Origin of the sequence: Williamwhitmania sp. (assembly GCA_035529935.1) — a bacterium.
In the GTDB taxonomy this organism is placed as follows: domain Bacteria; phylum Bacteroidota; class Bacteroidia; order Bacteroidales; family Williamwhitmaniaceae; genus Williamwhitmania.
In genome coordinates this window covers 26165-48837 of sequence record DATKVT010000070.1, presented here as the reverse complement: position 1 = coordinate 48837, position 22673 = coordinate 26165, and the positions used below count along the sequence as shown (strand labels likewise).

General features: G+C 41.7%; 22 protein-coding genes. 17 read left to right on the top strand and 5 right to left on the bottom strand.

Translation table 11 applies throughout. From position 1 onward, the window contains the following. The 6 genes from VMW01_05330 to VMW01_05305 all read left to right on the top strand — a co-directional run. Positions 1 to 454 (top strand): hypothetical protein (locus VMW01_05330; protein HUW05661.1); only part of this gene is annotated, 454 nt, incomplete at its 5' end. Positions 455 to 466: 12 nt separating this feature from the next. Then, positions 467 to 976, top strand: coding sequence for an OmpH family outer membrane protein (locus tag VMW01_05325; GenBank protein HUW05660.1), 510 nt, complete (start codon positions 467 to 469; stop codon positions 974 to 976). Between the two features lie 46 nt (positions 977 to 1022). After that, positions 1023 to 1544, top strand: coding sequence for an OmpH family outer membrane protein (locus tag VMW01_05320; GenBank protein ID HUW05659.1), 522 nt, complete (start codon positions 1023 to 1025; stop codon positions 1542 to 1544). Between the two features lie 66 nt (positions 1545 to 1610). Continuing rightward, entirely contained in the window at positions 1611 to 2411 is an 801-nt protein-coding gene (gene murI, locus VMW01_05315) for a glutamate racemase (protein HUW05658.1), read from the top strand. Between the two features lie 278 nt (positions 2412 to 2689). Continuing rightward, a complete protein-coding gene (locus VMW01_05310; GenBank protein HUW05657.1) occupies positions 2690 to 4720 on the top strand; it encodes a DUF3857 domain-containing protein in 2031 nt (676 codons plus the stop codon). A 55-nt stretch (positions 4721 to 4775) separates the two neighbouring features. Continuing rightward, the gene (locus tag VMW01_05305; protein ID HUW05656.1) at positions 4776 to 6680 is read left to right on the top strand and encodes a DUF3857 domain-containing transglutaminase family protein; all 1905 of its coding nucleotides are present in this window, start codon (positions 4776 to 4778) and stop codon (positions 6678 to 6680) included. Between the two features lie 33 nt (positions 6681 to 6713). Here VMW01_05305 and VMW01_05300 read toward each other — a convergent pair whose 3' ends face one another. Next, a complete protein-coding gene (locus VMW01_05300) occupies positions 6714 to 7232 on the bottom strand; it encodes a gamma carbonic anhydrase family protein (protein ID HUW05655.1) in 519 nt (172 codons plus the stop codon). A 333-nt stretch (positions 7233 to 7565) separates the two neighbouring features. On the opposite strand from VMW01_05300, the gene VMW01_05295 reads away from it, so the two are divergent. From VMW01_05295 to VMW01_05275, 5 genes are all read left to right on the top strand, one after another. After that, positions 7566 to 9416: a 2-oxoacid:acceptor oxidoreductase subunit alpha gene (locus VMW01_05295; protein HUW05654.1), complete on the top strand. Its 1851-nt coding sequence runs from the start codon at positions 7566 to 7568 to the stop codon at positions 9414 to 9416. A gap of 2 nt (positions 9417 to 9418) precedes the next feature. Continuing rightward, positions 9419 to 10453, top strand: a complete 1035-nt coding sequence (locus tag VMW01_05290; protein ID HUW05653.1) for a 2-oxoacid:ferredoxin oxidoreductase subunit beta — start codon at positions 9419 to 9421, stop codon at positions 10451 to 10453. 101 nt (positions 10454 to 10554) lie between these two features. Then, positions 10555 to 13548 (top strand): PEP/pyruvate-binding domain-containing protein, encoded by a 2994-nt coding sequence (locus tag VMW01_05285; protein HUW05652.1) that lies wholly within the window; start codon positions 10555 to 10557, stop codon positions 13546 to 13548. 135 nt (positions 13549 to 13683) lie between these two features. Then, a complete protein-coding gene (gene gdhA, locus VMW01_05280) occupies positions 13684 to 15021 on the top strand; it encodes an NADP-specific glutamate dehydrogenase (GenBank protein ID HUW05651.1) in 1338 nt (445 codons plus the stop codon). A 107-nt stretch (positions 15022 to 15128) separates the two neighbouring features. Beyond that, positions 15129 to 15539, top strand: coding sequence for an OsmC family protein (locus VMW01_05275; protein HUW05650.1), 411 nt, complete (start codon positions 15129 to 15131; stop codon positions 15537 to 15539). A gap of 26 nt (positions 15540 to 15565) precedes the next feature. Here the strand turns inward: VMW01_05275 and fabD are convergent, their stop codons facing one another. Next, the gene (gene fabD / locus VMW01_05270; protein ID HUW05649.1) at positions 15566 to 16447 is read right to left on the bottom strand and encodes an ACP S-malonyltransferase; all 882 of its coding nucleotides are present in this window, start codon (positions 16445 to 16447) and stop codon (positions 15566 to 15568) included. A 106-nt stretch (positions 16448 to 16553) separates the two neighbouring features. Here fabD and VMW01_05265 point away from each other — a divergent pair, with 106 nt between their 5' ends. After that, entirely contained in the window at positions 16554 to 17273 is a 720-nt protein-coding gene (locus VMW01_05265; GenBank protein HUW05648.1) for a porin family protein, read from the top strand. A gap of 72 nt (positions 17274 to 17345) precedes the next feature. Here VMW01_05265 and folE read toward each other — a convergent pair whose 3' ends face one another. Further along, positions 17346 to 17984, bottom strand: coding sequence for a GTP cyclohydrolase I FolE (gene folE / locus VMW01_05260; protein ID HUW05647.1), 639 nt, complete (start codon positions 17982 to 17984; stop codon positions 17346 to 17348). A 10-nt stretch (positions 17985 to 17994) separates the two neighbouring features. Further along, entirely contained in the window at positions 17995 to 18414 is a 420-nt protein-coding gene (locus tag VMW01_05255; protein HUW05646.1) for a 6-carboxytetrahydropterin synthase, read from the bottom strand. A gap of 380 nt (positions 18415 to 18794) precedes the next feature. Here VMW01_05255 and rfaD point away from each other — a divergent pair, with 380 nt between their 5' ends. Next, entirely contained in the window at positions 18795 to 19760 is a 966-nt protein-coding gene (gene rfaD / locus VMW01_05250; protein HUW05645.1) for an ADP-glyceromanno-heptose 6-epimerase, read from the top strand. Positions 19761 to 19809: 49 nt separating this feature from the next. Here rfaD and VMW01_05245 read toward each other — a convergent pair whose 3' ends face one another. Beyond that, the gene (locus tag VMW01_05245; protein HUW05644.1) at positions 19810 to 20025 is read right to left on the bottom strand and encodes a hypothetical protein; all 216 of its coding nucleotides are present in this window, start codon (positions 20023 to 20025) and stop codon (positions 19810 to 19812) included. A 71-nt stretch (positions 20026 to 20096) separates the two neighbouring features. Between VMW01_05245 and VMW01_05240 the strand changes: the two genes are divergently transcribed. The 4 genes from VMW01_05240 to VMW01_05225 all read left to right on the top strand — a co-directional run bounded on the left by VMW01_05240 (position 20097) and on the right by VMW01_05225 (position 22617). Next, complete coding sequence (locus VMW01_05240) at positions 20097 to 20297, top strand: hypothetical protein (GenBank protein ID HUW05643.1); 201 nt, start codon at positions 20097 to 20099, stop codon at positions 20295 to 20297. 345 nt (positions 20298 to 20642) lie between these two features. After that, positions 20643 to 21245: a superoxide dismutase gene (locus tag VMW01_05235; protein ID HUW05642.1), complete on the top strand. Its 603-nt coding sequence runs from the start codon at positions 20643 to 20645 to the stop codon at positions 21243 to 21245. A 143-nt stretch (positions 21246 to 21388) separates the two neighbouring features. Continuing rightward, positions 21389 to 21964 (top strand): superoxide dismutase, encoded by a 576-nt coding sequence (locus VMW01_05230; GenBank protein HUW05641.1) that lies wholly within the window; start codon positions 21389 to 21391, stop codon positions 21962 to 21964. Between the two features lie 68 nt (positions 21965 to 22032). Continuing rightward, on the top strand, positions 22033 to 22617 hold the full coding sequence (locus VMW01_05225; GenBank protein ID HUW05640.1) for a nitroreductase family protein: 585 nt from the start codon (positions 22033 to 22035) through the stop codon (positions 22615 to 22617). Positions 22618 to 22673 lie beyond the last annotated feature (56 nt).

Sequence of the window (22673 nt, the reverse complement as noted above, 5' to 3'; positions counted from 1 at the left end):
GTTTGGTTACCTTGGTTACTATAATAAAAAACTTGGGTATTCTCCCTTTGAAGGATTTAACGTAGGTGGTGATGGTATGTCTGGCTACAATTTGTATGGGAAGGAAACCATCGGGTTGCGTGGATATGAGAATAATTCACTTACTCCTTATCACAATGGCATTCAAGTGGCAAACCTTTACGATAAGTTTACGGTAGAGTTGCGCTATCCATTGGTGCTTTCTCCTTCGTCAACTATTTATGCGTTGACCTTTATTGAGGGGGGTAATGCATGGTACGATTTTACTCAATTTAGCCCATTTGCTATAAAACGATCTGCTGGTGTTGGTATCAGATTATTCCTCCCAATGCTGGGTCAACTTGGGATTGACTGGGGATACGGATTCGATAATGTTGCAACATATCCTGGTGCAGGCGGGTCAAACTTCCACTTTGTAATTGGTATGCCATTCTAAAAATTGGGAGCAATGAAGAAAATATTTTTGATGTCCGTGCTTTTTTTTGCCAGTGCAGTAGCTTTTGGCCAGAAATTTGCATTCGTTGATACCGATTATATTCTTAAAAAGATTCCTCAGTTTCGGGCGGCTCAAGAGCAACTTGATAAGTTGTCCACCCAATACCAGAAGGAGGTTGAGACGCGGTTTACTACTTTGGATGACATGGTCCGATCATACCAAGCAGAGCGGGTGTTGCTCACACAGGATATGCGAAATAAAAGAGAGCAGGACATAGCAAAGTTTCAGAAGGATGCACAAGATTTGCAACGCAACTATTTTGGCCCCGATGGTGTGCTCTTTAAAAAGAGAGCAGAGTTGGTTAAGCCGGTTCAGGATCAAGTTTATAATGCGGTAAAGGATTTAGCCGCAGAAGGAGGTTATGCAGCCATTTTTGACGTGGCAAATAACCCCTCTGTGCTCTATTCCAATCCGAAGTATGACAAGAGTGATGAAGTGTTGCAACGACTTGGCTATAAATAGATATTAGAATTTTCGTAAATTTGTAACAAACAAACCCACTAGTAAAATGAGAAGACTTATCGTAGTAGCAGCCATGATGGCATGCTTTTCGTTAACGGGAAATGTTCAGGCTCAGAGTTTTAAATTCGGACATATTAATGTTCAGCAGGTTATTTCTCTAATGCCAGAGAAGGATAGCGCCGAGGTTAAGTTGAAGAATTATGGGACTGAACTTTCTGGTGAGTTAGAAAACCTTCAAACAGAGTTCAACAACAAGTATCAGGCATACCTTGCAAAAAAGGATGGTTTAACACCAGCTATTAAGGATGCTAAGGAAAAAGAGTTGCAGGATCTCCAGCAGAGAATTCAGGAATTCCAGACAACTGCTCAGGATGACTACCAGAAGATGCAATCAGACCTTTTTAAACCTATCCTTGAAAAGGCAAATGATGCCATAAAGAAAGTGGCTAAGGCCAATGGCTTTACCTATATTTTTGACATTGGTACTCCTGGAATTGTTTACTATTCCGACACCCAGAGCATTGATATCACCACTTTGGTTAAAAAAGAGTTGGGAATTACTAAGTAATTCAATATTGTAAAATACAGGAATGGCCATTCTGAAAGGAGTGGCCCTTTCTTTTTTTAGTACATAATGGCAACAATTGGAGTGTTTGACTCAGGTGTTGGTGGACTTTCGGTCTGGAAGGAAATTATTGCCCTGTTGCCAAATGAAAGCACTCTATACTACGCCGATAATGCCAATTGTCCCTATGGCGAGAAATCCCAAGAGGAAGTAATTGTTTTGGCCGATAGGGTAACCAACTTTTTGTTGAGCAAAGGCTCTTCAATGGTTGTAGTTGCCTGTAATACAGCAACAGCCGCTGCGATTGATTTTTTGAGAGCTAAGTATCCAATTCCCTTTGTGGGAATGGAGCCGGCGGTTAAGCCTGCCGCATTAAATTCTACAACAGGAGTAATTGGCGTGCTTGCCACAAGTGGCACCTTTAATGGTAGGCTATTCCAGGAGACAAGTAAGCGATTTGCCTCCGATGTACAAATGATTATTCAACCCGGGAATGGACTTGTTGAACTAGTTGAATCCGGTGATTTTTCTTCTGATAAGGTTCTGGATTTGCTGCATCATTATATTGATCCAATGATCAATGCAGGAGCTGACCATCTGGTCCTTGGTTGCACGCACTATCCTTTTTTAGAAGAGGCAATTCGGCAAGTTTCGAATGGGAAAATTACAGTTGTAAATCCATCGCCTGCGGTTGCTATGCAGGTAGATCGAATTTACCAAACACTTCACAATTCACCAACAGTGTCTCCATTCTACCATTTTTATTCCAGTGGTTCATTGTCAACTTTGCAGTTGCTTGTTAGTCAGATTGTACATAATCTTCCAAATCAAGGAAATATTAGGTTTGCAACTCAGCCGTTGACAAGCTAATAATTGTGACAATACAATTATTTTTTCGCTAATATGTCGTTGATTAATAGTTCCTTCTGTTTGTGAGTTGTGATTTACAATTCATCCCCCCACCTATCCCTAATTGCCTTCCCAGTTACTAGTATTTCATGGTCAGTATAGTAGCTTTCTGGCTATCTCTTAATGATTAATTCAACAGAATTGTTTGTTTTATAATTATTTTTTTACCTTTATTATATTAACACCGCCGCTGCTTAAAAGTATAATTTCAAAATAACCTAATTCTTAATCACATTACAATGAAAAAGTCTGTTTTACTGTTTACCCTTGTGTGGCTGATGGTAGCATGTGCCTTTGGTCAAAACGAGGTTTCCAAGTTTGGAAAGGTGTCTCCTGAGGAGATGAATATGGAGATTTACCCAAAAGATTCCTCTGCAGAGGCTGTTTTCCTTTTTGACGAGGGTAATGTTGAAGTGTATTTTGATGATGCATCTGAAAAATGGCTGATGAAATTTGAGCGGCATGGGCGTATAAAAATATTAACTAAAGAGGGGCTTGACTGGGCTAACCTAGAAATTTCACTATATTCTGAAGGGGATCAGTCTCAACGCATAAGCCAATTTGGGGCAATAGTATTTAATGAGGAAAAAGGAAAAATTGTTAAGTCAAAAGTCGGTTTAAGAGACGGAGTTACTGAGAATGTAGAGGGGAACTATAGCAAAAAGAAGTTTGCTTTTCCCGATTGCAAGGTCGGTTCGGTTATAGATTTTCAATACAGTATTTCGTCTAACTACTTATTTTCTCTATACCCATGGAAATTTCAGTATGCAATTCCTGTAATATATAGTAGCTATACGGTTACAATTCCTGAGTATTTTCACTATAATACTTACCCTTATGGTTTTGAGTCTTACTCTCATATAGATTTAGGAAGCCTCCATAAGAGTGTATCCGTTACTCACCATGAAGCCACAATGCAGGGCAAAGCTGATTCGGGTGATTATGGATATACTGTTGATTACATGGCTTCTAGAATATCCTATATTGCTAAGGATGTTCCAGCACTTAAGAAGGGTGAAGTGTTTGTTGATAATATTGATAATTATTTTACTCGTTTGGAGTTTGAACTCGCTCAGTATTCTCACCCAGGTCACTCCATACAAACATTCTCCACTACTTGGGAAGATGTGACAAAGAAATTATTACAAAATGATTATTTTGGTCAGCAGCTGAGTGGTGGTGGCTATATGGATGATGATATTAGTGCTCTCAAAGTTGGAACCACACCTGAGGATAAAATATTAAATACATTCAACTTCATTCGTTCAAAGGTTAAATGGAACAATAGCTATAGACTTTTTGTCAAGGATGGGGTTAGGAGAGCCTATAAAGATGGCGGTGGCAATTCCGCTGAAGTCAACTTAAATCTTGTGATTGCTTTAAGAAAAGTTGGACTTGATGCTTTCCCCGTTGCTTTGAGCACTCGAGGAAATGGCGTTGTAAACCCAGGGAGGCCCACCCTTTCTAACTTTAACAATGTGATTGCAGAGGTAATAGTGGGCGATAAAACCTACCTTCTTGATGCAACATCCCGCTTTTCTGATGTTAACGTACTTCCGTTTGCTGACCTTAATGGACAAGGTCGAGTTGTGGATGAGAACCATGCTGGATGGATCTCTCTCGATCCTAGTTTTATCTCAAAATTGAGGTCCTCCAGTTCATTCACAATTTCAACCGATGGAGGGTTGGAGGGAGATCTTCAACAAATCTTTTCCGACTACTTTGCCACATTCTTCCAATCCGCGTTTGGGGAGGCTGATGCCGAGGCAAAGGTTGAAAAGCAAATCAAGAAAGATTTTGCTTCAGACGTGGCTGATAGTCTAAAGATTACCTGTGGCGAAAAAGGAAGTCCAATGGTTACCGTAAAAGTTCATCTCAAACCGGAGGGAGTTGTTTCCGTGGCTGGAGATTTAATGTATATAGACCCGTGTGTTGGGTTTGGAAATACAGCTAACCCCTTTGTTGATGTTAATCGGAAGTTTCCAATAAATTTTGGTATGCCGCGGGAAGAAACATACATGAACCAATTTGTGGTGCCTGAGGGATATACGGTGGAGGACTTACCTAAGCCAATGGCTATCGTTTTACCTAATAATGGCGGCAAGTTTATTTATAGTTGTGCTTTGAATGGAAAAGTACTGGTAGTTGTATCACGGCTTACAATTCCAAATTCGGTATATGCACCCTTGGATTATCCCAACTTTAAGGAGTTTTTCAATCAGATTGCTACAAAACTTCAACAGAAGGTTGTGCTAAAAAAAAATAGTTAATAGTCGTGCTTTTTTAAAATTGTAGCCAGTTTTAATTATTGTTAATCTTTGAGAAATGAGGAAATATTTCCTGCATCTTATATGCTTTTTCTTTTTAATTTTTGGCTCACTTCAGGCAAAAGAGGTGAAATATCCTACGTTGACCATTCCTGCTGAACTAGTGAAGAATGCCGATATCGTTATTAGGGATTATTCTTCTCAACTCTTAATTCAAAGTGAGTCAAAGGCAATTTTGAAGGTGCATGTGGTGAAGACGGTTTTAACTGAAGCTGGAAGGAAACAGGCTTCGTTGTATGAGTATTATGACAAGTTCCATAAGCTGTCCATTACAAGCGCAGTGGTTTATAATGAATTTGGTGTTGAAATAAAAAAGATAAAAAATAGCGAGATTAAGGATTTCAGCCTCGTTGACGGGTATACGTTGTATGATGACTCTAGGGCAAAGTATGTAAATTATACTGCGAATAAGTTGCCCTATACAGTTGATTATACCTATGAAATCGAGATGAATGGATTCGTTGGATTCCCAACATGGATGCCCATGGATGATGACCGACAATCTCTCCAAAGTGCAGAAATGGTTGTTGAAGTACCGAGTAGCTATAAGCTTCGCTTTTTACAATTTAATGTTAATCCACCTGACTCTTCAAATGATGGAAAGGTAGTTCACTACCGATGGAGTATATCGAACAAGGATGCTTATAGCGATGAGGATTACCTGCCTAACAGGTACAATTTCCTCCCAACAGTTTTTTTCGCCCCCTCAGCTTTCTTCTTCGATAAGACTTCGGGAGACCTTACTACATGGAAAAGTTCCGGCAAATGGACTCGCGATTTGATTGAAGGGCGGGATGTACTTCCTGCTGCCACCGTTGATAAGATTAAAGCCCTTGTTGCAGGAGTAACCGATAAGCGGGAGATTATTAAGCGAGTTTATAAGTATATGCAGTCACGAACCCGATACGTTAGTATTCAGCTAGGCATTGGAGGATTTCAACCATTTCCTGCCGCCGTTGTCGACGAAACGGGTTATGGTGACTGTAAGGCTTTAACCAACTACACAAAAGCGCTCTTGAAGGTGGCAGGCATTAATGGCTACTATACCGAAATTGGAGTTGCAGGTCACGAAATCACCTTCCCCAATTTTTCTTCGTTAAATCAGATGAACCATGCGGTTCTTTCCATTCCAATGGAGAAGGATACAGTTTGGCTTGAATGCACCGATCAGCGGAATCCATTTTATTATGTTACACCTTGGCTAGTTAACAGGTATGCCTTGATGGTGACAGAAAGAGGGGGCGTGCTTGTAAAAACGCCCGTTAGGAAATTTTATGACAATAAGGAGGAGCGTCGAATAGATGTTGCAATAGATATGGCTGGCGATGCCTCTTTTGAAGTAAAATCCAAATTTTACGGCAATCAGGTGGAGAATGTTTTTCCTGAAGCGTGGTATTCTCGTAAGGATCAGGAAGAAGCACTTTACAAAGAATACTCCTTGCCTGGGATTAAAATACTCGATTTCAGCATTGCCGTTTCTGAGGGAGATACAGTAACCTCCAGTAGTGATGTAAAAGCTTTGGTGCCAAAACTTGCTTCCAAAACTGGTAGCCGTCTTTTTGTTCCTGCCGTTCCTGTTAATCCGTTTGATAGAGTTTTGGCCAAACCCAAAAGTCGAAAAATGGATTTTAAAATTGGATCGGGCTGGTTGGATCGGGATACAATTGTAATCGTAATCCCTACTGGATTTAAGGTGGAGGCTATGCCCGAAAAGAAATCAATCGAAAGTGAATTTGGAGCTTACAAGCTCTCATGCACAAGTAAAGGTTCAAAGATAATTGTTGTAAGAGAGATGGCGGTTTATAGAAACAGCTACCCGGCGGAAAAATATAACTCCTATGTCGACTTTATAAACTCAGCTACTAAAGCGGATAGGACCTTGTGTGTAATCATGCCAGAATAGGGTATTTAAGGGTGGAGCCAACTCCACCCTTTTTTATTCCTCCTTATACCAGCTAGAATACATGAGATAGTTTTTTGCAATCTTCTGATTGATCTCCTGAGCCTGTGCTGGGTCAACTTTCTTTACAAATTTGGCTGGAACGCCGGCATAAATACTGCCAGGCTCTACAATGGTGTTGCTGAGCACTAGTGCATTTGCAGCAATTATTGCACCTTCTCCTACCACTGCACCATCCAGCACTGTTGCTCCCATTCCAATAAGTGCCCCATCTTTTATGGTTGCACCATGGATGGTTACGTTGTGCCCTATGGAAACGTCATTGCCAATTAACACCTTCGATTTTTGATAGAGGCAGTGCAGAACGGCTCCATCCTGTATGTTTACTCGATTACCAATGGTGATGGTGTTAACGTCGCCCCTCAGAACCGTGTTGAACCATATGCTGCAGTCGTTGCCCATGGTTACTTCTCCAACAATTGTTGCATTTTCTGCTAGGTAGCAATTCTCTCCTATAATAGGGGTATACCCTCTGACCGATTTTATAAGTGCCATTTTTTGTTTTCAAAGTTAATAGATGATGCCGGAAATAGTCTAGCAATGTGTTTAACAACATTCTGGTTGAATGGTTCTTTGGCCTATTGGTTTAGTAAGCTATAGGTTGTAAACAAGAACATTTAAAACGATTGCAATCTTTCCAAAAAAGTTTGTTTTAAGTGTCGCTTGAATAGTAAAAAGAGTAAATTTGTGAAAATTTTTGTTCACGGGTTTGTGCATAAAAATATGAAAAACAATTTGCTAATGCATATAAGGCATTTCGTTGCATTATATGCATTATCCGTTTTGGAAGCAACTCGGTGATCAAGGTAAATTAAAAATTAGTTAGTTATGGACCAAAAAGTTAGTCGGGTTGAAATGGAGGAGGTTGTTATTCGCTTTTCAGGAGACTCTGGAGATGGAATGCAGCTAACCGGTACCTTGTTTTCCGATACCTCTGCGCTACTAGGCAATGGAGTTTCAACCTTCCCCGATTATCCTTCCGAGATTCGCGCACCCCAAGGAACGGTAGGCGGAGTTTCAGGATTTCAGGTGCACTTTGGCAGCAAGAAAATTAATACGCCAGGTGACTTTTGTGATGTTTTAGTTGCAATGAATCCTGCAGCCTTAAAGGCTAATTGGATGTGGGTTAAGAAGGGCGGTACCATTATTTTGGATGCTGATACTTTTAATGAAAAGGGTCTTGTTCGTGCGGGTTACAAAACCCTTGATCCTGTGGCAGAGCTTAATCTGGATGACTTTCACCTCATCTTTGCCAATATAACTACCCTTACCAAGGAAAGCCTTAAGGAGAGTGAGATGGACAATAAGAGCATCGTGAGGTGTAAAAACATGTTTACGCTTGGAATGGTGTATAACATGTTCGATCGTCCAATGCTTCATACGGAGGAATACCTTGTTAAAAAATTCGCCAAGAAGCCTGGTCTTGCCGCGGCCAATATGAAGGTGCTGAAGGATGGGTATAACTACGCAGGTAATATTCAGGCCATGCCTAATCGTTTCCACGTAGAGGCTGCTACCCGCGATAAGGGAACCTATCGGAATGTAAATGGGAATACTGCTACAGCTTGGGGATTAATTGCTGCTGCTGAAAAGGCTGGGTTACCTCTTTTTTGCGGATCTTATCCTATTACCCCAGCTACTGAGATTCTTGTAGAACTGGCAAAGAGGAAAGATCTTGGCGTGAAAACATTGCAGGCAGAGGATGAAATTGCTGGCATATGTACATCTATTGGAGCTGCATTTGCTGGCAATTTTGCAGTTACCTCAACTTCTGGCCCAGGACTTTCGCTTAAATCGGAGGCCATTGGCCTTGCAGTTATGGCTGAGTTACCACTTGTGGTAGTTGATGTTCAGCGTGGTGGCCCTTCTACTGGTCTTCCAACAAAAACGGAGCAGAGTGATTTGCTACAAGCTCTTTGGGGACGGAACGGTGAGTGTCCAATGGCGGTTGTTGCGGCAAGCACCCCTTCAAACTGCTTCGACTATGCATTCATGGCTGGGAAGTTGTCGATTGAACACATGACTCCAGTTATGTTACTTACCGATGGATTTATTGCCAATGGCTCACAGCCATGGAAGATTCCAAGCATGAGCAGCTATCCAGCCATAAAGCCGCCAGTTGTTCCAATGGGAACAACCGATTATTATCCTTACAAACGTAATCCTGACACTCTAGCACGCGGATGGGCCTTGCCTGGTACACCTGGGTTGGAGCATCGCATTGGCGGGTTAGAAAAAGATGCGTTGAAGGGTTCCGTGTCTCACGATGCCATGAACCATCAGGTTATGGTTGAAACTAGGGCCAATAAGGTTGAGCGCATGCAAAACTATATTCCCGAGCAAGATGTTGTTGGCGACAAGGAGGGCGATTTGCTTGTGATTGGTTGGGGCGGAACATATGGACACTTGGTTAGCGCTGTTAATTTGTTGCGCGCCGAAGGGAAAAAGGTTAGCCTTTGCCATATTCACTATATTAATCCGCTGCCAAAAAATCTCGGTGAAATTTTTAAGAGTTACAAGAAATTGGTGGTTTGTGAACTCAATATGGGACAAATGGCAAACTATCTTCGGATGACTTATCAAAAGTTTGACTATAAGCAGATGAATAAGGTGCAGGGACTTCCCTTTACGGTGGCAGAGTTAACAGACAAGTTTAATGAAATTTTGGAGGGCAAGTAATCATGGCAGATTTTAAGACGTTAACGCCTCAGGATTTTAAGAGTGATCAGGAAGTTAAATGGTGCCCTGGTTGTGGTGATCACGCCATTCTGAGTTCAGTTCAAAAAGCTTTGCCTGAGGTTTCAGAGGCTCTGAAATATACAAAGGAACGCTATGTTTTTGTATCGGGTATAGGTTGTTCCTCCCGTTTCCCTTACTACATGAATACCTATGGATTCCATGGGATTCATGGTCGGGCATCCGCCATTGCTACTGGTATAAAGGTTGCTAATCCAACCTTAAGTGTTTGGCAAATTACCGGAGATGGTGACGCGCTGGCCATTGGTGGCAACCATTTTATTCATGCTGTTCGACGCAATATCGACATCAATATCCTCCTCTTTAATAACGAGATTTACGGATTAACCAAGGGTCAATATTCGCCTACATCAAAACTTGGTTCCATAACTAAAACATCTCCATTTGGAACTGTTGAGCATCCTTTTCGACCAGGTGAATTGGTGATTGGTGCTCAAGGCAAGTTCTTTGCCCGTTCCATCGATGTAGAGGTAAAGCTTACCTCCGAGATTCTCGTTGAGGCTGCAAAACATGACGGAACCTCCGTTGTTGAGATTTTGCAAAACTGCGTCATTTTCAACGACCGTACCCACGGCAACATAACCGATCGTGAGTTCAGAGATGATCGTGTTATTGTGCTCCATCACGGGGAAAAGATGGTGTTTGGTAAGAAGCGGGATAAAGGATTAGTGCTTGACGGCCAGGGCTTAAGGCTGAAAGTAGTTACCATAGGACAGGATGGCTACACCCTTGATGACGTATTGGTTCATGATGAAACTAACCCTAATCCAGGATTACACATGATGCTGGTTAACATGGAATATCCTGAATATCCAGTGGCATTGGGTGTTATTCGAATGGTTAAGGATTCAACCTACGACGATAACGTTCGTGACCAAGTAATCGAGGTACAGCGGAATGCTAAAATTCATAACATGGATGAGTTGCTGCACAGCGGAGAAACATGGGAAGTTGAGTAGAATCTTTCGATTTTTAAATAAAAAGGGCCCCTTACTGGGCCCTTTTTGCATTTTTGTCCATTTTTAAAATAACTATATTTGGCTAGGAAAATATAGTAATTATGGCTCCATACAGCGCGTTGTTTCAAAATAATACAGTCGATTTTAGCGATACCCAATTTGATTTGCTTATGCAGAAGCGGATTCATAAGGTATTGCTCATCTGCTCTAGCTACGATGCCTTTATGCTAGAAGAGGATGGTCGGATAGATGAACTTATTTTCAACGAATATGTGTCGCATAACCTACGTTACCCTCCTTCATTTATACGGGCTGATTCTGCTACACAGGCATTGGAAATTCTTGGTTCGGAATCTATCGACTTGGTGATTTCAATGCTAAACATTGGTGAGATAGATACCTTTGAGATGGCTAAGAGGATGAAGTCGATTTGTCCGGAAGTGCCCATTGCTGTATTGACGCACTTTTCTCGGGAGGTTTCCCTCAAACTTAAGAAGGAGGATTTGAGTGCCGTTGACTTTGTATTCTCCTGGCTTGGGAATCCGGAACTCCTGCTGGCAATTATTAAGCTCATTGAGGATAGAATGAATGTTGAGCACGACGTCCTGGAGGTTGGCGTGCAAACCATCCTCTTGGTGGAAGATTCCATCCGTTACTACTCATCGTATCTGCCACATATATACAAGGTTGTGCTGCAGCAATCTAAAATGTTTATGCGCGAAGCGCTCAACGAGCAGCAGCAGATGCTTCGTATGCGAGGTCGACCAAAAATTCTTCTTGCTACCACCTTTGATGAGGCTAAGGAACTATACGACAAGTATAAGGATCACCTCTTGGGGGTTATTAGCGACATCTCATACAAGACGAAGAAGGGAGGCAAAACTACGACTAAGGCTGGTTTTGAACTTTGCAAGATAGTTCGTGCTGAGGATCCACATATGCCTTTTATACTTCAGTCGTCGGACAAGCAAAATAGGAAAAATGCAGAGGAACTGGGAGTTGGATTTATTTATAAGTACTCCAAAACGCTATTCATTGAGTTGCGCGATTTTATTGTGAGTGAGTTTGCTTTTGGTGATTTTGTTTTTCGGAATCCTGATACTCATCAGGAAGTGGGAAGGGCAAAAAGTTTGGAGGCAATGCAAGACATTATTCTTACCATTCCCGATAATTCGTTGCTCTATCATGCAAGTAGAAACCATATTTCGAAGTGGTTGTTTGCTAGGGCGTTGTTCCCTATCGCCGAAGTTTTTAAGCGGCTGCGTCCGGAGGATTTTAAAGATACTGCTCAAGTTCGAAAGTACATTCATCAGGCAATTTCGAACTTTCGCTTTGCCACTGGCAGAGGGGTAATTGCCAAGTTTGATAGAAACACCTACAGCAAGTATCTAATTTTTGCTCGAATTGGTGATGGCTCACTGGGCGGTAAAGCGCGAGGGCTGGCCTTTATCAATACCGTTATCAACAAGCATATGCTCTTCGACAGATATCCAGGTGTGATTGTATCCATACCAAGAACGGTAGTTCTTTCTACTGAGATTTTCGACGAGTTCATGGAGACAAATTCACTTTATGAAGTTGCGTTATCTAAAATATCTGATGATGAAATATTGAGGCGTTTCTTAGATTGCCCACTGCCCGAAAGGTTAATCCCCGATTTGCAAACATTTATAAGGGTGGTGGCAAACCCAATTGCGGTTCGCTCTTCCAGTAAGTTGGAAGATTCCTACTATCAGCCATTTGCTGGTATCTATTCCACCTACATGATACCACGGGTGTCGGATGATAGAAGGGTTTTTCTATTGCTGTGTCAAGCCATTAAAAGTGTATATGCATCGGTATTCTACCGAAGTAGCAAGGCATACATTAGCGCCACTTCCAATGTTATTGACGAGGAGAAGATGGGCATCGTTCTGCAAGAAGTGTGCGGAAATCAACACGGTGATCTCTTTTACCCAACAATTTCAGGCGTTGCTCGGTCCGTTAATTTTTACCCCATTGGTTTGGAGCGACCGGAGCATGGAATTGCAAATATTGGATACGGACTTGGTAAACTCATTGTTGACGGAGGGATGGGACTTCGCTTCTCCCCACGGTTCCCCAAAAAGGTACTCCAGCTTAGCACCCCCCAGATGGCAATGAAGGATACACAAAAGATTTACTATGGGCTTGACCTCTCTCCTGAAACTTTCGTTCCCTCCACCGATGATGGAATAAATCTCAGAAAGATGAGCATTGCCGACGCCCCTCAAAGTAGCATTGGCCTAGTAGCTTCCACCTATGAGTATGAAAATCATTCAATTCGAGATGGCATTTTTGGTAGTGGTCCTCGTGTTATAACATTCTCTAATATATTGAAGCATAATACATTCCCTCTCGCAAACATTCTAGCTGATCTGCTGGAGATAGGTCAGCGGGAGATGAATAATTCCATTGAGATAGAGTTTGCCGTAAATATGGAATTGGGAAAAGAGCAGCCTATGGTCTTTAACTTTCTTCAAATTCGCCCGATTGTTGAAAGTGAGCAACTAGAAGATTTTAGGTGGGATAATGTTGATGTATCCAAAGCTTTAATCTACGCTGAATCGGCCCTTGGGAATGGGAGAATAGATGGTATTAGAGATATTGTCTATTTGAAGCCAGATGAGTTTGACCCTGCCAAGTCAGGCATTATTGCCATGGAAATGGAGGCACTTAATCAGCGCTATTCCAAGTTAAAGCGTAACTATATTCTTGTGGGACCAGGTAGATGGGGGAGCAGTGACCCCTGGTTGGGTATTCCAGTTAAGTGGCCTCAAATATCTGAGGCCCGGGTAATTGTAGAGGCTGGACAAAAAGATTTCCGTGTAGACCCTAGTCAGGGAACTCACTTTTTCCAAAACTTGACCTCCTTTGGAGTAGGGTATTTAACCATAAACCCCTTTATGGGTGATGGAATTTTAAACTATACCGAGCTCGATAAGATGAATGCTGTGTATGAGTCTAAATTTATTCGTTGTGTCAGGTTTGGTAAGCCATTGCACGTTGTTATCGATGGTAAAAACAGCCGTGGAGTGATAATAAAGGATGGAATTTTTGAAAAACCTGCTGAATAATATTCTTTAACATGACTTTTTGTTTTGATAAATCATTAATAAGATTCTAAATTTACGCAGAATTTGTAAGTGAAACATCGTTTGCGCTTACACAAATTAATCGTTTGATACCAGAATTATAAAAACCTTTTAGCAATGAATGTACAGAAGTTAATGGCGGAGCTTGAAAAAAAGCATCCCGGCGAAAGAGAATACCTCCAAGCTGTGCACGAGGTGTTGGAATCTATCGAAGAAGTTTACAACCAGCATCCTGAATTTGAATCCGCTAAGATTATCGAAAGACTCGTTGAGCCAGACCGGATCTTTACCTTTAAGGTGCCTTGGGTTGACGATGAAGGTAACGTTCATGTTAACCTCGCTTACCGTATTCAGTTTAACAATGCCATTGGACCTTACAAAGGTGGCTTGAGATTTCACCCAAGTGTGAATCTTAGCATCTTGAAGTTTTTAGGTTTTGAGCAAATTTTCAAGAACGCACTTACCACTTTGCCTATGGGTGGTGGAAAAGGCGGTTCCGATTTCGATCCTAAGGGAAAGAGCGATGCTGAAGTAATGCGCTTCTGTCAAGGTTTTATGACTGAACTTTGGAGACATATTGGTCCCGAGACTGACGTTCCCGCTGGTGATATTGGCGTTGGTGGTCGTGAAATTGGCTTCTTATACGGTATGTATCGTAAGTTAGCTCGTGAAAACTCTGGTGTTCTTACCGGCAAGGGTCTCACATTTGGTGGTTCACTCATCCGTCCTGAAGCTACCGGCTTTGGTGCTACCTACTTTGCAAAGGAAATGTTGGCTACTAAGGGTACCGACTTCAACGGTAAGAGAGTTGCTATTTCTGGTTTTGGTAACGTAGCTTGGGGCGCCTGTCTTAAGGTTACTGAACTTGGTGGTAAGGTTGTTACCATTTCTGGTCCTGATGGTTACATCTACGATGAGGCTGGTATCTCAGGCAACAAGATCGAGTTTCTACTCGAACTTCGTGCTACAAACCAAGATATCGTTGCTCCTTACGAGAAAAAGTTCCCAGGTTCTAAGTTTGTGGCAGGCAAGAAACCTTGGGAAGTTAAGGTTGACGTAGCAATGCCTTGCGCAACTCAAAACGAGCTTGGTAAGGAAGATGCTGAATTGCTCGTAAAGAATGGCACCGTTTGCGTTGCTGAAGGCGCTAACATGCCTTGCACCCCTGAAGCTATTGCTGTATTCCATAAGGCAAAAATTCTTTTTGCACCTGGTAAGGCCGTAAACGCTGGTGGTGTTGCAACTTCTGGCTTGGAAATGAGCCAAAATAGCATGAAACTCAGCTGGGGAACAGAAGAAGTTGATGCTCGTCTACACCAAATTATGAAGAGCATTCATGCTGCTTGTGTTCAGTATGGTAAGAATAAGGATGGCTATGTTGACTACGTTAAGGGAGCTAACGTTGCCGGATTTATGAAGGTTGCCAAAGCTATGCTTGAGCAAGGCGTTATCTAATCGATTCGCTAAGAATATTTCAAAAGGGGCGGATAACGCCCCTTTTTTTGTACCAAGTTTGAACACCCTTAACTACTAGCTGTTATTCATGCCATAAAAATATTGCTATGGAAACTGTAAGAACAAAGTATATTGGAGAACTTCGGACCGAAGCACTACACGTTCGTTCTGGCAACAAGATTGTTACCGATGCGCCTATCGACAATCAGGGACGAGGCGAGTTTTTCTCACCAACCGACCTTCTCGCTACATCTCTTGGTAGTTGTATGCTTACCATTATGGGGATTTCTGCTCGAACCCACGGCTTCGATATTGATGGAACCGACGTTAAGATTACGAAAATTATGGGCACTAATCCACGTAGGGTTGTGGAGGTGGTTGTAGAGCTTACCTTTCCACATAATAACTATTCGGTAAAGGAGAGAAAATTACTCGAATTGGCTTCCAAGGAGTGCCCCGTGGCCAATAGCCTACATCCTGATCTGAAGCAAAATGTAATTTTTAAGTTCAAAGAGTAAAGAAGGCGGGAGAACCCGCTTTCTTTTTATAGTGATTGTATGCTCTCTGCTTCTACTTTTTCTATTTTCTTTACCAACCCTTGAAGAACGTTTCCGGGGCCAATTTCGGTAAAGTATGTTGCACCATCGGCAACCATATTTTTCACGCTTTGTGTCCATCGAACTGGTGCGGTTAGCTGAGCAACCAAGTTCTTCTTTATAGTCTCAGGATCTGTAACGGCTTGTGCTGTTACATTTTGGTATATTGGGCAAATAGGCATGCTTATGGTGGTTGCCATAATAGCCTCCTCCAACTCCTTGCGAGCGGGTTCCATCAAGGGAGAGTGAAATGCACCACCAACCTTAAGTGGAAGTGCTCGTTTTGCACCAGCTTCCTTCATTTTCTCGCAGGCGATTTCAATGCCTTTCATGGAGCCTGAAATTACTAGTTGTCCAGGGCTATTGTAGTTAGCAGGTACTACCACCTCCTCTATCGAGTTGCAGATTTGCTCTACCTTTTCGTCTTCTAACCCAAGGATTGCGGCCATGGTGGAGGGCTCTTTCTCACACGCTTTTTGCATGGCCATGGCCCTTTTGGAAACAAGGCGAAGTCCGTCTTCAAAAGTTAAGGCTCCAGCGGCTACCAAAGCGGAAAACTCCCCCAGGGAATGCCCAGCAACCATTTCCGGCTTGAATTTATCTCCAAGCGATTTTGCAAGAATAACCGAATGCAAGAAAATTGCAGGTTGAGTAACTTTTGTTTGTCTCAAATCCTCATCGGTTCCTGAGAACATCATGTCGGTAATACGAAACCCAAGAATGTGGTTTGCCTTTTCAAAAAGTTCTTTAGCTGCGGGATTGCTGTCGTAAAGATCTTTCCCCATGCCTACAAATTGAGCGCCCTGACCGGGAAATACAAATGCCTTCATAGCAATTTTATTGGTTACTCGACAAAAGTAATACAAATTCTAAATTGCTCCATTTCTTCAATTTACAATATTGTAAATTGACAACAAACTATTAAAGAAGTTATCTATGAAAGGTATTATTGCAGTTTTAATAAGTTTAATAATATCATTGGGTTCATATGCGCAGGTGATAAAGATTGGGAAAAGGGAGTTTGGCTATTTTTATTTGGGTCCTAAAATTGGCCTTGCGCTTTCGAAGATATCCAATACCACAACCTCTTTTGGCGGAACATCGAAGTTCAGAACTGGGTTCGAATTTGGGGTTTCTGGCAAATTAGGCATTAATGAAAAATGGGCATTGCTGCCCGAATTAATGTTTATACAAAAGGGTGTTAAGGTTGAAAGTGGCTCTTTTGAAAGCAAGTTTAAGACAAGCTATATTGGGATTCCAATTCTGGCTCAATATTCGCTAATGGCTGTTGGTGTTACTCGGATTCACGTTGAAGGTGGTGGTTTCGTCAATGTAAGAACTGGTGGAACTGCTGTTTTTACTGATGCTGCCTCAGGTCAATCTTACGAGTCTTCACTTACTAACTCTGGCTGGCGAACAATGGATTATGGCTTTGCCATCGGTGCAGGTGCCGAGTGGCCTCGAAAATTGGGAACGTGGGTATTCGACCTACGCTATGATTATAGCTTTATGGATGTTCATAAGGAAGACTCTGAGTTCAACTCAAATAGAACACTTGGCTTCTCTTTGATTTACCTCTACGATTTTGTCGAATTATATAAGAGGTTGAGCAATAAACAAAAGAGCAAAAGTGCGGAAGTTGCCCCTGAGGGGTAGCTTAGGTTTAGGGTTAGAAGGGAAAGGGGAACCACAATTGTGGTTCCCCTTTTTAATGCTGAAATTTTTTTCTTAGTGTAGCTTCACTCCTATAAGGTGAATAAACTCTTCCCTTGTTTTGTTTTGGGTAAGAAAGGCTCCGGTGAAGGCAGAGGTGGTTGTTACTGAATTTTGCTTTTGCACTCCGCGCATCTGCATACACATGTGGCTGGCCTCTATAACTACGGCAACACCTAGCGGGTGAAGCGTTTCCTGAATTGAGTCACGAATTTGAACTGTAAGGCGTTCTTGAATTTGAAGCCTCCTAGCAAATGCCTCAACTACTCTTGCAATTTTACTCAACCCAGTAATGTATCCATTTGGAATATAGGCTACATGTGCCTTCCCATAAAATGGTATCATGTGATGCTCGCACATTGAGTAAAGTTCAATGTCCTTCACAAGAACCATTTGCTGGTAATCCTCCTTGAATTTTGCTTTATTAATCAACTCTTTTGGGTCTGTATTATAGCCCTGCATGAGGAATTGCATTGCCTTGGCAACTCGCTCGGGAGTGCTCAGCAAACCTTCCCGCTCGGGATTTTCCCCAATTAGCTGTAGTATTGCTTTGTAGTGCTCTGCTAAAAGTTCGGTTTTTTCGGTATTCCACCGCTCAATTTTTGCATAGCCATCATTTTCGTCGATAATGGCTCCGCTATTTATCGTTTCCATCGTTTGGTATTTAGTTTCCGTAATATTCTGCCCAGTTATTCTCCGTTTCTTGAACCTTAACGCAATGGAGAATGGCCCCTTGTTTTTCAATTTTCGGAGCAATTGCCTCCCAAATTGCAATGGCCAAATTTTCTGTTGAGGCAATGCGACCTTGCATAAAATCTACCTCCACATTCATGTTTTTGTGGTCTATCTTATCTACAACTTCATCGTGAATAATCATACTGAGGTCCTTCAAATTCATTAGGTAGCCTACCTCAGGATTCACATGGCCTTTTACCGTGACAAAAAGAATATAGTTGTGCCCATGCCAGTTTGGATTGGAGCATTTCCCATACACCTCCAAGTTCTTTTCGTCCGAAAAATCTTGACGAAATAGTCTATGAGCTGCATTGAATCTCTCTCTTCTGGTGATAAAAACCTCCTGCATCTTGTTTAGTCTTAATTAGCTAATCATAAACATATAAACCGCAAATATTTCGTTTTGTTCTAATGGCCTCAAGTTGAGAATTGGATTTATGTCTAATATTGTTTTTGCGAAAATAGTTTTTTTGTAGTCAATACCAGAAAACATTTGATCTCCATTGTAATGTCGTTGAACATAGTTCAGGTAAGAATATAGTGAGTTAATGAGTTCATGCATGGGTTGCAGGCTTTATTTAACCATTTATTAATGTTGCTAAAGTCATGCTGGATTCTCAAAAAGGGGTGCGTTTAGTCATAAATCTATATCTTTGTGGCAACGACTCACTGTGCCCTAGGGGCCTAAGCATTAAGATATAGAGATTGTAAAACTGAAATACTAACAAAATGATTATAGTTACTGGGGCAGCCGGGTTTATTAGTAGCGGTTTGGTTTCGAGGTTGAATCATGAAGGATTCAACGATGTAGTTTTGGTTGACGATTTTTCGCACGATGAGAAGCGGCAAAACTACGAGGGGAAAAGTTATTCAGCGTTAGTTGATCGCGAAGCTTTCCATGAATGGCTCCAACGGAATCACAAGCATGTGGAATTTGTTTTTCATCTGGGTGCTAGAACTAATACTGCCGAATTTGATGTAAAGGTTTTCAATAAACTAAATCTGGAATATTCCCAAATGGTATGGAATGCCTGTGTTGAGTTTGGATTGCCTCTAGTGTATGCCTCTTCGGCTGCAACCTACGGCATGGGTGAACTTGGCTACGAGGATGATCACTCCATTATTTCCAAGCTAAAGCCTTTAAATCCCTATGGTGAGTCAAAAAACGAGTTTGATAAGTGGGCTCTTGCTCAACATAAGAAGCCATTCTTCTGGGCTGGGCTAAAGTTTTTCAACGTCTATGGTCCAAATGAATTCCACAAGGGGCGTATGGCTTCTGTAATTTTTCATTCTTTTAACCAGATATCTGCTACGGGAAAAATGAAGTTATTCCGTTCGCATAATCCAAAGTTTACTGATGGTGGGCAGATGCGCGATTTTGTGTATGTGAAGGACCTTTGCGATGTCATGTTTTTCTTAATGCAGACCAGAAAGAATTCCGGGATCTACAACATGGGTACCGGAACTGCACGAACATTTCTTGATCTTACAAAGGCAACCTTTGGGGCGATGGGAGTGAAGGAGGATATCAGCTTTGTTGATACCCCAATTGATATTCGTGATAAATACCAATATTTTACCGAAGCCAATATGGTGAAGCTTCGTTCTATAGGCTATGTTAAACCATTTACCACCCTGGAAGATGGTGTAAACGACTACGTGAAGAACTACTTGATTCCCAATAAAATTTGGTAATCACATACGTGACATTGTGTAAAAGTTCCTCCTTTAGGGGGAACTTTTGCTATTTATGGCCAGCAGCTAAGTTGTTCAACTCCTGAACCACAGCCTCAAGTTCGTCGTCGGTGATGCTTTTCTCCTTGGCTGCCTCCTCCAGTGTTCCCCAAATAGGCTCGCCGCAAATTATGCAACGTATTCCCTTATCTTTTAATAGTTTAACTGACTCGGGAAGAACTTCAATAAGCTCCTCAATGGTAATGTTTTTAAGTATTTTTGTCATTTTGTTTACTGAAAATATGGGTGACACGAAAAATTAATGTTAATTTAGTATTGAATAAAAATGTGCTGCATTTGAATCAGACTGGGAATAAGAAGCATCCTACGCAAAAGCCTTTATGGGGTAAGCTCGCAAAAAAAACAGGTTCTGTAAACTCGCTCGATGGTAAGTGGCGGGTGGAGTTTTATGAGGTAACCTATTATTTCCTGCGGATAGAAATGTTTACAATAACCAAGGAAAAGGTTGTCCCCTACAACCCTAACCTTAAAGATTAATTGCAGCACAGTTTCTGATAATAGCCTTTGAAGCAATCTAGCTCTAAGCATCGTTATCCTTTAGCCCTTTGAATTGATGCTGAACTTGGTTAACCAAGCAAAATTTGACTCAATAACAGATGAGAATGGTATTTGTTTGGTAAACTTCATGACTTAGAATAATTGGGTGGGCCAAAATCCTACGCTACTTTCCCTGTAACTTTCTTTTTGTAAAACTCCCTTCTGCATTGATGTTAGGTAAGTATGTGCTGATTTGTGTAAGAAAGTTGTTGCCATGAACTTTTTTGTTAGTGTGTTGTTTTAATTTAAACTGAATACAAATAGCAACTTCTAAAACAAAATATCATGGCATTCGAATTACCAAAATTACCCTACGCTTACGTCGCACTGGAACCACACATTGATGCTTTAACAATGGAGATTCACCATACAAAGCATCATGGAGCTTATACCAACAACCTCAATGCAGCAACTCAGGGCACCGAAATGGAGAAGTTGCCCATAGATGAATTGCTGAAAAATGTATCAAAATTCCCGGTTGCCGTTCGAAATAATGGTGGTGGTTTCTACAACCACAGCCTATTTTGGACAATCCTATCTCCAAATGGAGGCGGTAATCCAACCGGCGATATTGCAAAATCCATTGACAAAAACTTTGGCTCCTTTGGTGCTTTTAAGGAGGAGTTTGGCAAGGCAGCTATGTCAAGATTCGGCTCTGGCTGGGCTTGGCTGGTTGACGTTCAAGGCAAGTTGACAATTGCTTCCACACCCAATCAGGACAACCCTAGAATGGATGTGTCCGAGGTAAAGGGATATCCAATTTTGGGACTTGATGTTTGGGAGCACGCTTACTACTTGAAATACCAAAATAGGAGAAACGATTATGTTGCTGCATTTTGGAACTTGATTAATTGGGACGAGGTAAATCGTAGATACAACAGCCTTTGATTTTTTTCATAGGGTAGCTTTAGTTTTTGGGTTAGATGAGTGGGAGAGCCGGCAGCAATGTCGGCTTTTCTTTTATAGATAATTAGCTTGGTTCTTCCTATTGATTGGGTTAACTTTGTTTATCTAACTTAAAAACAAATGCCATGAAGCACGAATTGCCGAAACTTCCTTACGATTTTGCTGCGTTGGAGCCGCATATCAGTAGTAAAACTTTTGAGTTTCACTATGGAAAGCATCATCAGGCTTATGTTAATAACCTCAACAACCTTCTTCCTGGGAGCAAGTTCGAAAATGCTGATTTGGAAACAATAGTTCGTGAGGCCGATGGTGGTATCTTCAACAATGGCGCGCAGGTATGGAACCACACCTTTTATTTCATGCAGTTTTCTCCAACACCATTGTCTACACCAACCGGCAAGTTGGCAGATGCTATAAATCAGTCGTTTGGCTCTCTTTCAGCCATTAAGGAGCAGTTTGCCAAAGCAGGTGCAACGCTATTTGGCTCTGGTTGGGCTTGGTTGGTTGTGAACAAGGAGGGGCGGTTGGAGATTATTCAGGAGTCCAATGCTGGAAACCCTATGCGGAAAGGGTATAAGCCAATCTTAACTTGCGATGTTTGGGAGCACGCTTACTACCTCGATTACCAGAATAGGCGACCCGATTACCTACAATCATTTTGGAATGTTGTAGACTGGAAAGTTATTAGCCAAAGATTTTAGGAGAAAATTAATCGAATCAGCTGTTCGTCTGTCATAGATGAACAGCTTTTTAGTAAAATATTGCTACCATGATTAAAGAACTTGTTTATAGAAACAGGAGCTATCGCCGTTTTTTTCAGCAGAACCCAATTGCTGAAGAAACCTTGCTTCATCTTGTCGATCTTGCCCGAATGTCTCCATCGGGTCGAAATTTACAACCGTTGAAGTATGCAGTTGTGTATGATCCAGAGCAGAATGCACAACTTTTCCCTTTTTTGGCTTGGGCTGGGTATTTGAATGATTGGGATGGACCGATTGAGGGAGAAAGGCCTTCTGCCTATATTGTTATGCTTGAGGATTCTTCAATTGCAGAGGGATTCGCACACGATCAAGGTATTGCCGCTCAAAGCATAATGCTTGGTGCTGTTGAGGCAGGTCTTGGGGGCTGCATTCTTGGTTCGATAAAGCGAAAGGAGATTGCTGAGCTTCTTCATCTTCCCGAAAATCTGAAGCCGGTTTTGGTTTTAGCGTTGGGCGTTCCCAAGGAGGAGGTTGCTGTTGAACTGCTCAACAACAACGGTGATGTTAAGTATTGGCGCGATGGCAGGCAGGTGCATCATGTACCAAAAAGGAGTTTAGAGGATATTGTTGTTCGTTATGTCAAGCACAATTAAGTGCTAGGTTATCAACTTGATAGTTGGATCTTTTAAGTAGGTAAATTTAAATGCCC

What these genes read in the sequence shown, in the direction of transcription:
- VMW01_05235 (HUW05642.1), top strand. Translation starts at nt 20,643, where the DNA reads ATGGCATTCGAATTACCAAAATTACCCTACGCTTACGTCGCACTGGAA.
- gdhA (HUW05651.1), top strand. Translation starts at nt 13,684, where the DNA reads ATGAATGTACAGAAGTTAATGGCGGAGCTTGAAAAAAAGCATCCCGGC.
- VMW01_05310 (HUW05657.1), top strand. Translation starts at nt 2,690, where the DNA reads ATGAAAAAGTCTGTTTTACTGTTTACCCTTGTGTGGCTGATGGTAGCA.
- VMW01_05255 (HUW05646.1), bottom strand. Translation starts at nt 18,414, where the DNA reads ATGCAGGAGGTTTTTATCACCAGAAGAGAGAGATTCAATGCAGCTCAT.
- VMW01_05320 (HUW05659.1), top strand. Translation starts at nt 1,023, where the DNA reads ATGAGAAGACTTATCGTAGTAGCAGCCATGATGGCATGCTTTTCGTTA.
- VMW01_05295 (HUW05654.1), top strand. Translation starts at nt 7,566, where the DNA reads ATGGACCAAAAAGTTAGTCGGGTTGAAATGGAGGAGGTTGTTATTCGC.
- murI (HUW05658.1), top strand. Translation starts at nt 1,611, where the DNA reads ATGGCAACAATTGGAGTGTTTGACTCAGGTGTTGGTGGACTTTCGGTC.
- VMW01_05225 (HUW05640.1), top strand. Translation starts at nt 22,033, where the DNA reads ATGATTAAAGAACTTGTTTATAGAAACAGGAGCTATCGCCGTTTTTTT.
- VMW01_05230 (HUW05641.1), top strand. Translation starts at nt 21,389, where the DNA reads ATGAAGCACGAATTGCCGAAACTTCCTTACGATTTTGCTGCGTTGGAG.
- rfaD (HUW05645.1), top strand. Translation starts at nt 18,795, where the DNA reads ATGATTATAGTTACTGGGGCAGCCGGGTTTATTAGTAGCGGTTTGGTT.
- VMW01_05275 (HUW05650.1), top strand. Translation starts at nt 15,129, where the DNA reads ATGGAAACTGTAAGAACAAAGTATATTGGAGAACTTCGGACCGAAGCA.
- VMW01_05265 (HUW05648.1), top strand. Translation starts at nt 16,554, where the DNA reads ATGAAAGGTATTATTGCAGTTTTAATAAGTTTAATAATATCATTGGGT.
- VMW01_05290 (HUW05653.1), top strand. Translation starts at nt 9,419, where the DNA reads ATGGCAGATTTTAAGACGTTAACGCCTCAGGATTTTAAGAGTGATCAG.
- VMW01_05300 (HUW05655.1), bottom strand. Translation starts at nt 7,232, where the DNA reads ATGGCACTTATAAAATCGGTCAGAGGGTATACCCCTATTATAGGAGAG.
- fabD (HUW05649.1), bottom strand. Translation starts at nt 16,447, where the DNA reads ATGAAGGCATTTGTATTTCCCGGTCAGGGCGCTCAATTTGTAGGCATG.
- VMW01_05285 (HUW05652.1), top strand. Translation starts at nt 10,555, where the DNA reads ATGGCTCCATACAGCGCGTTGTTTCAAAATAATACAGTCGATTTTAGC.
- VMW01_05305 (HUW05656.1), top strand. Translation starts at nt 4,776, where the DNA reads ATGAGGAAATATTTCCTGCATCTTATATGCTTTTTCTTTTTAATTTTT.
- folE (HUW05647.1), bottom strand. Translation starts at nt 17,984, where the DNA reads ATGGAAACGATAAATAGCGGAGCCATTATCGACGAAAATGATGGCTAT.
- VMW01_05325 (HUW05660.1), top strand. Translation starts at nt 467, where the DNA reads ATGAAGAAAATATTTTTGATGTCCGTGCTTTTTTTTGCCAGTGCAGTA.
- VMW01_05245 (HUW05644.1), bottom strand. Translation starts at nt 20,025, where the DNA reads ATGACAAAAATACTTAAAAACATTACCATTGAGGAGCTTATTGAAGTT.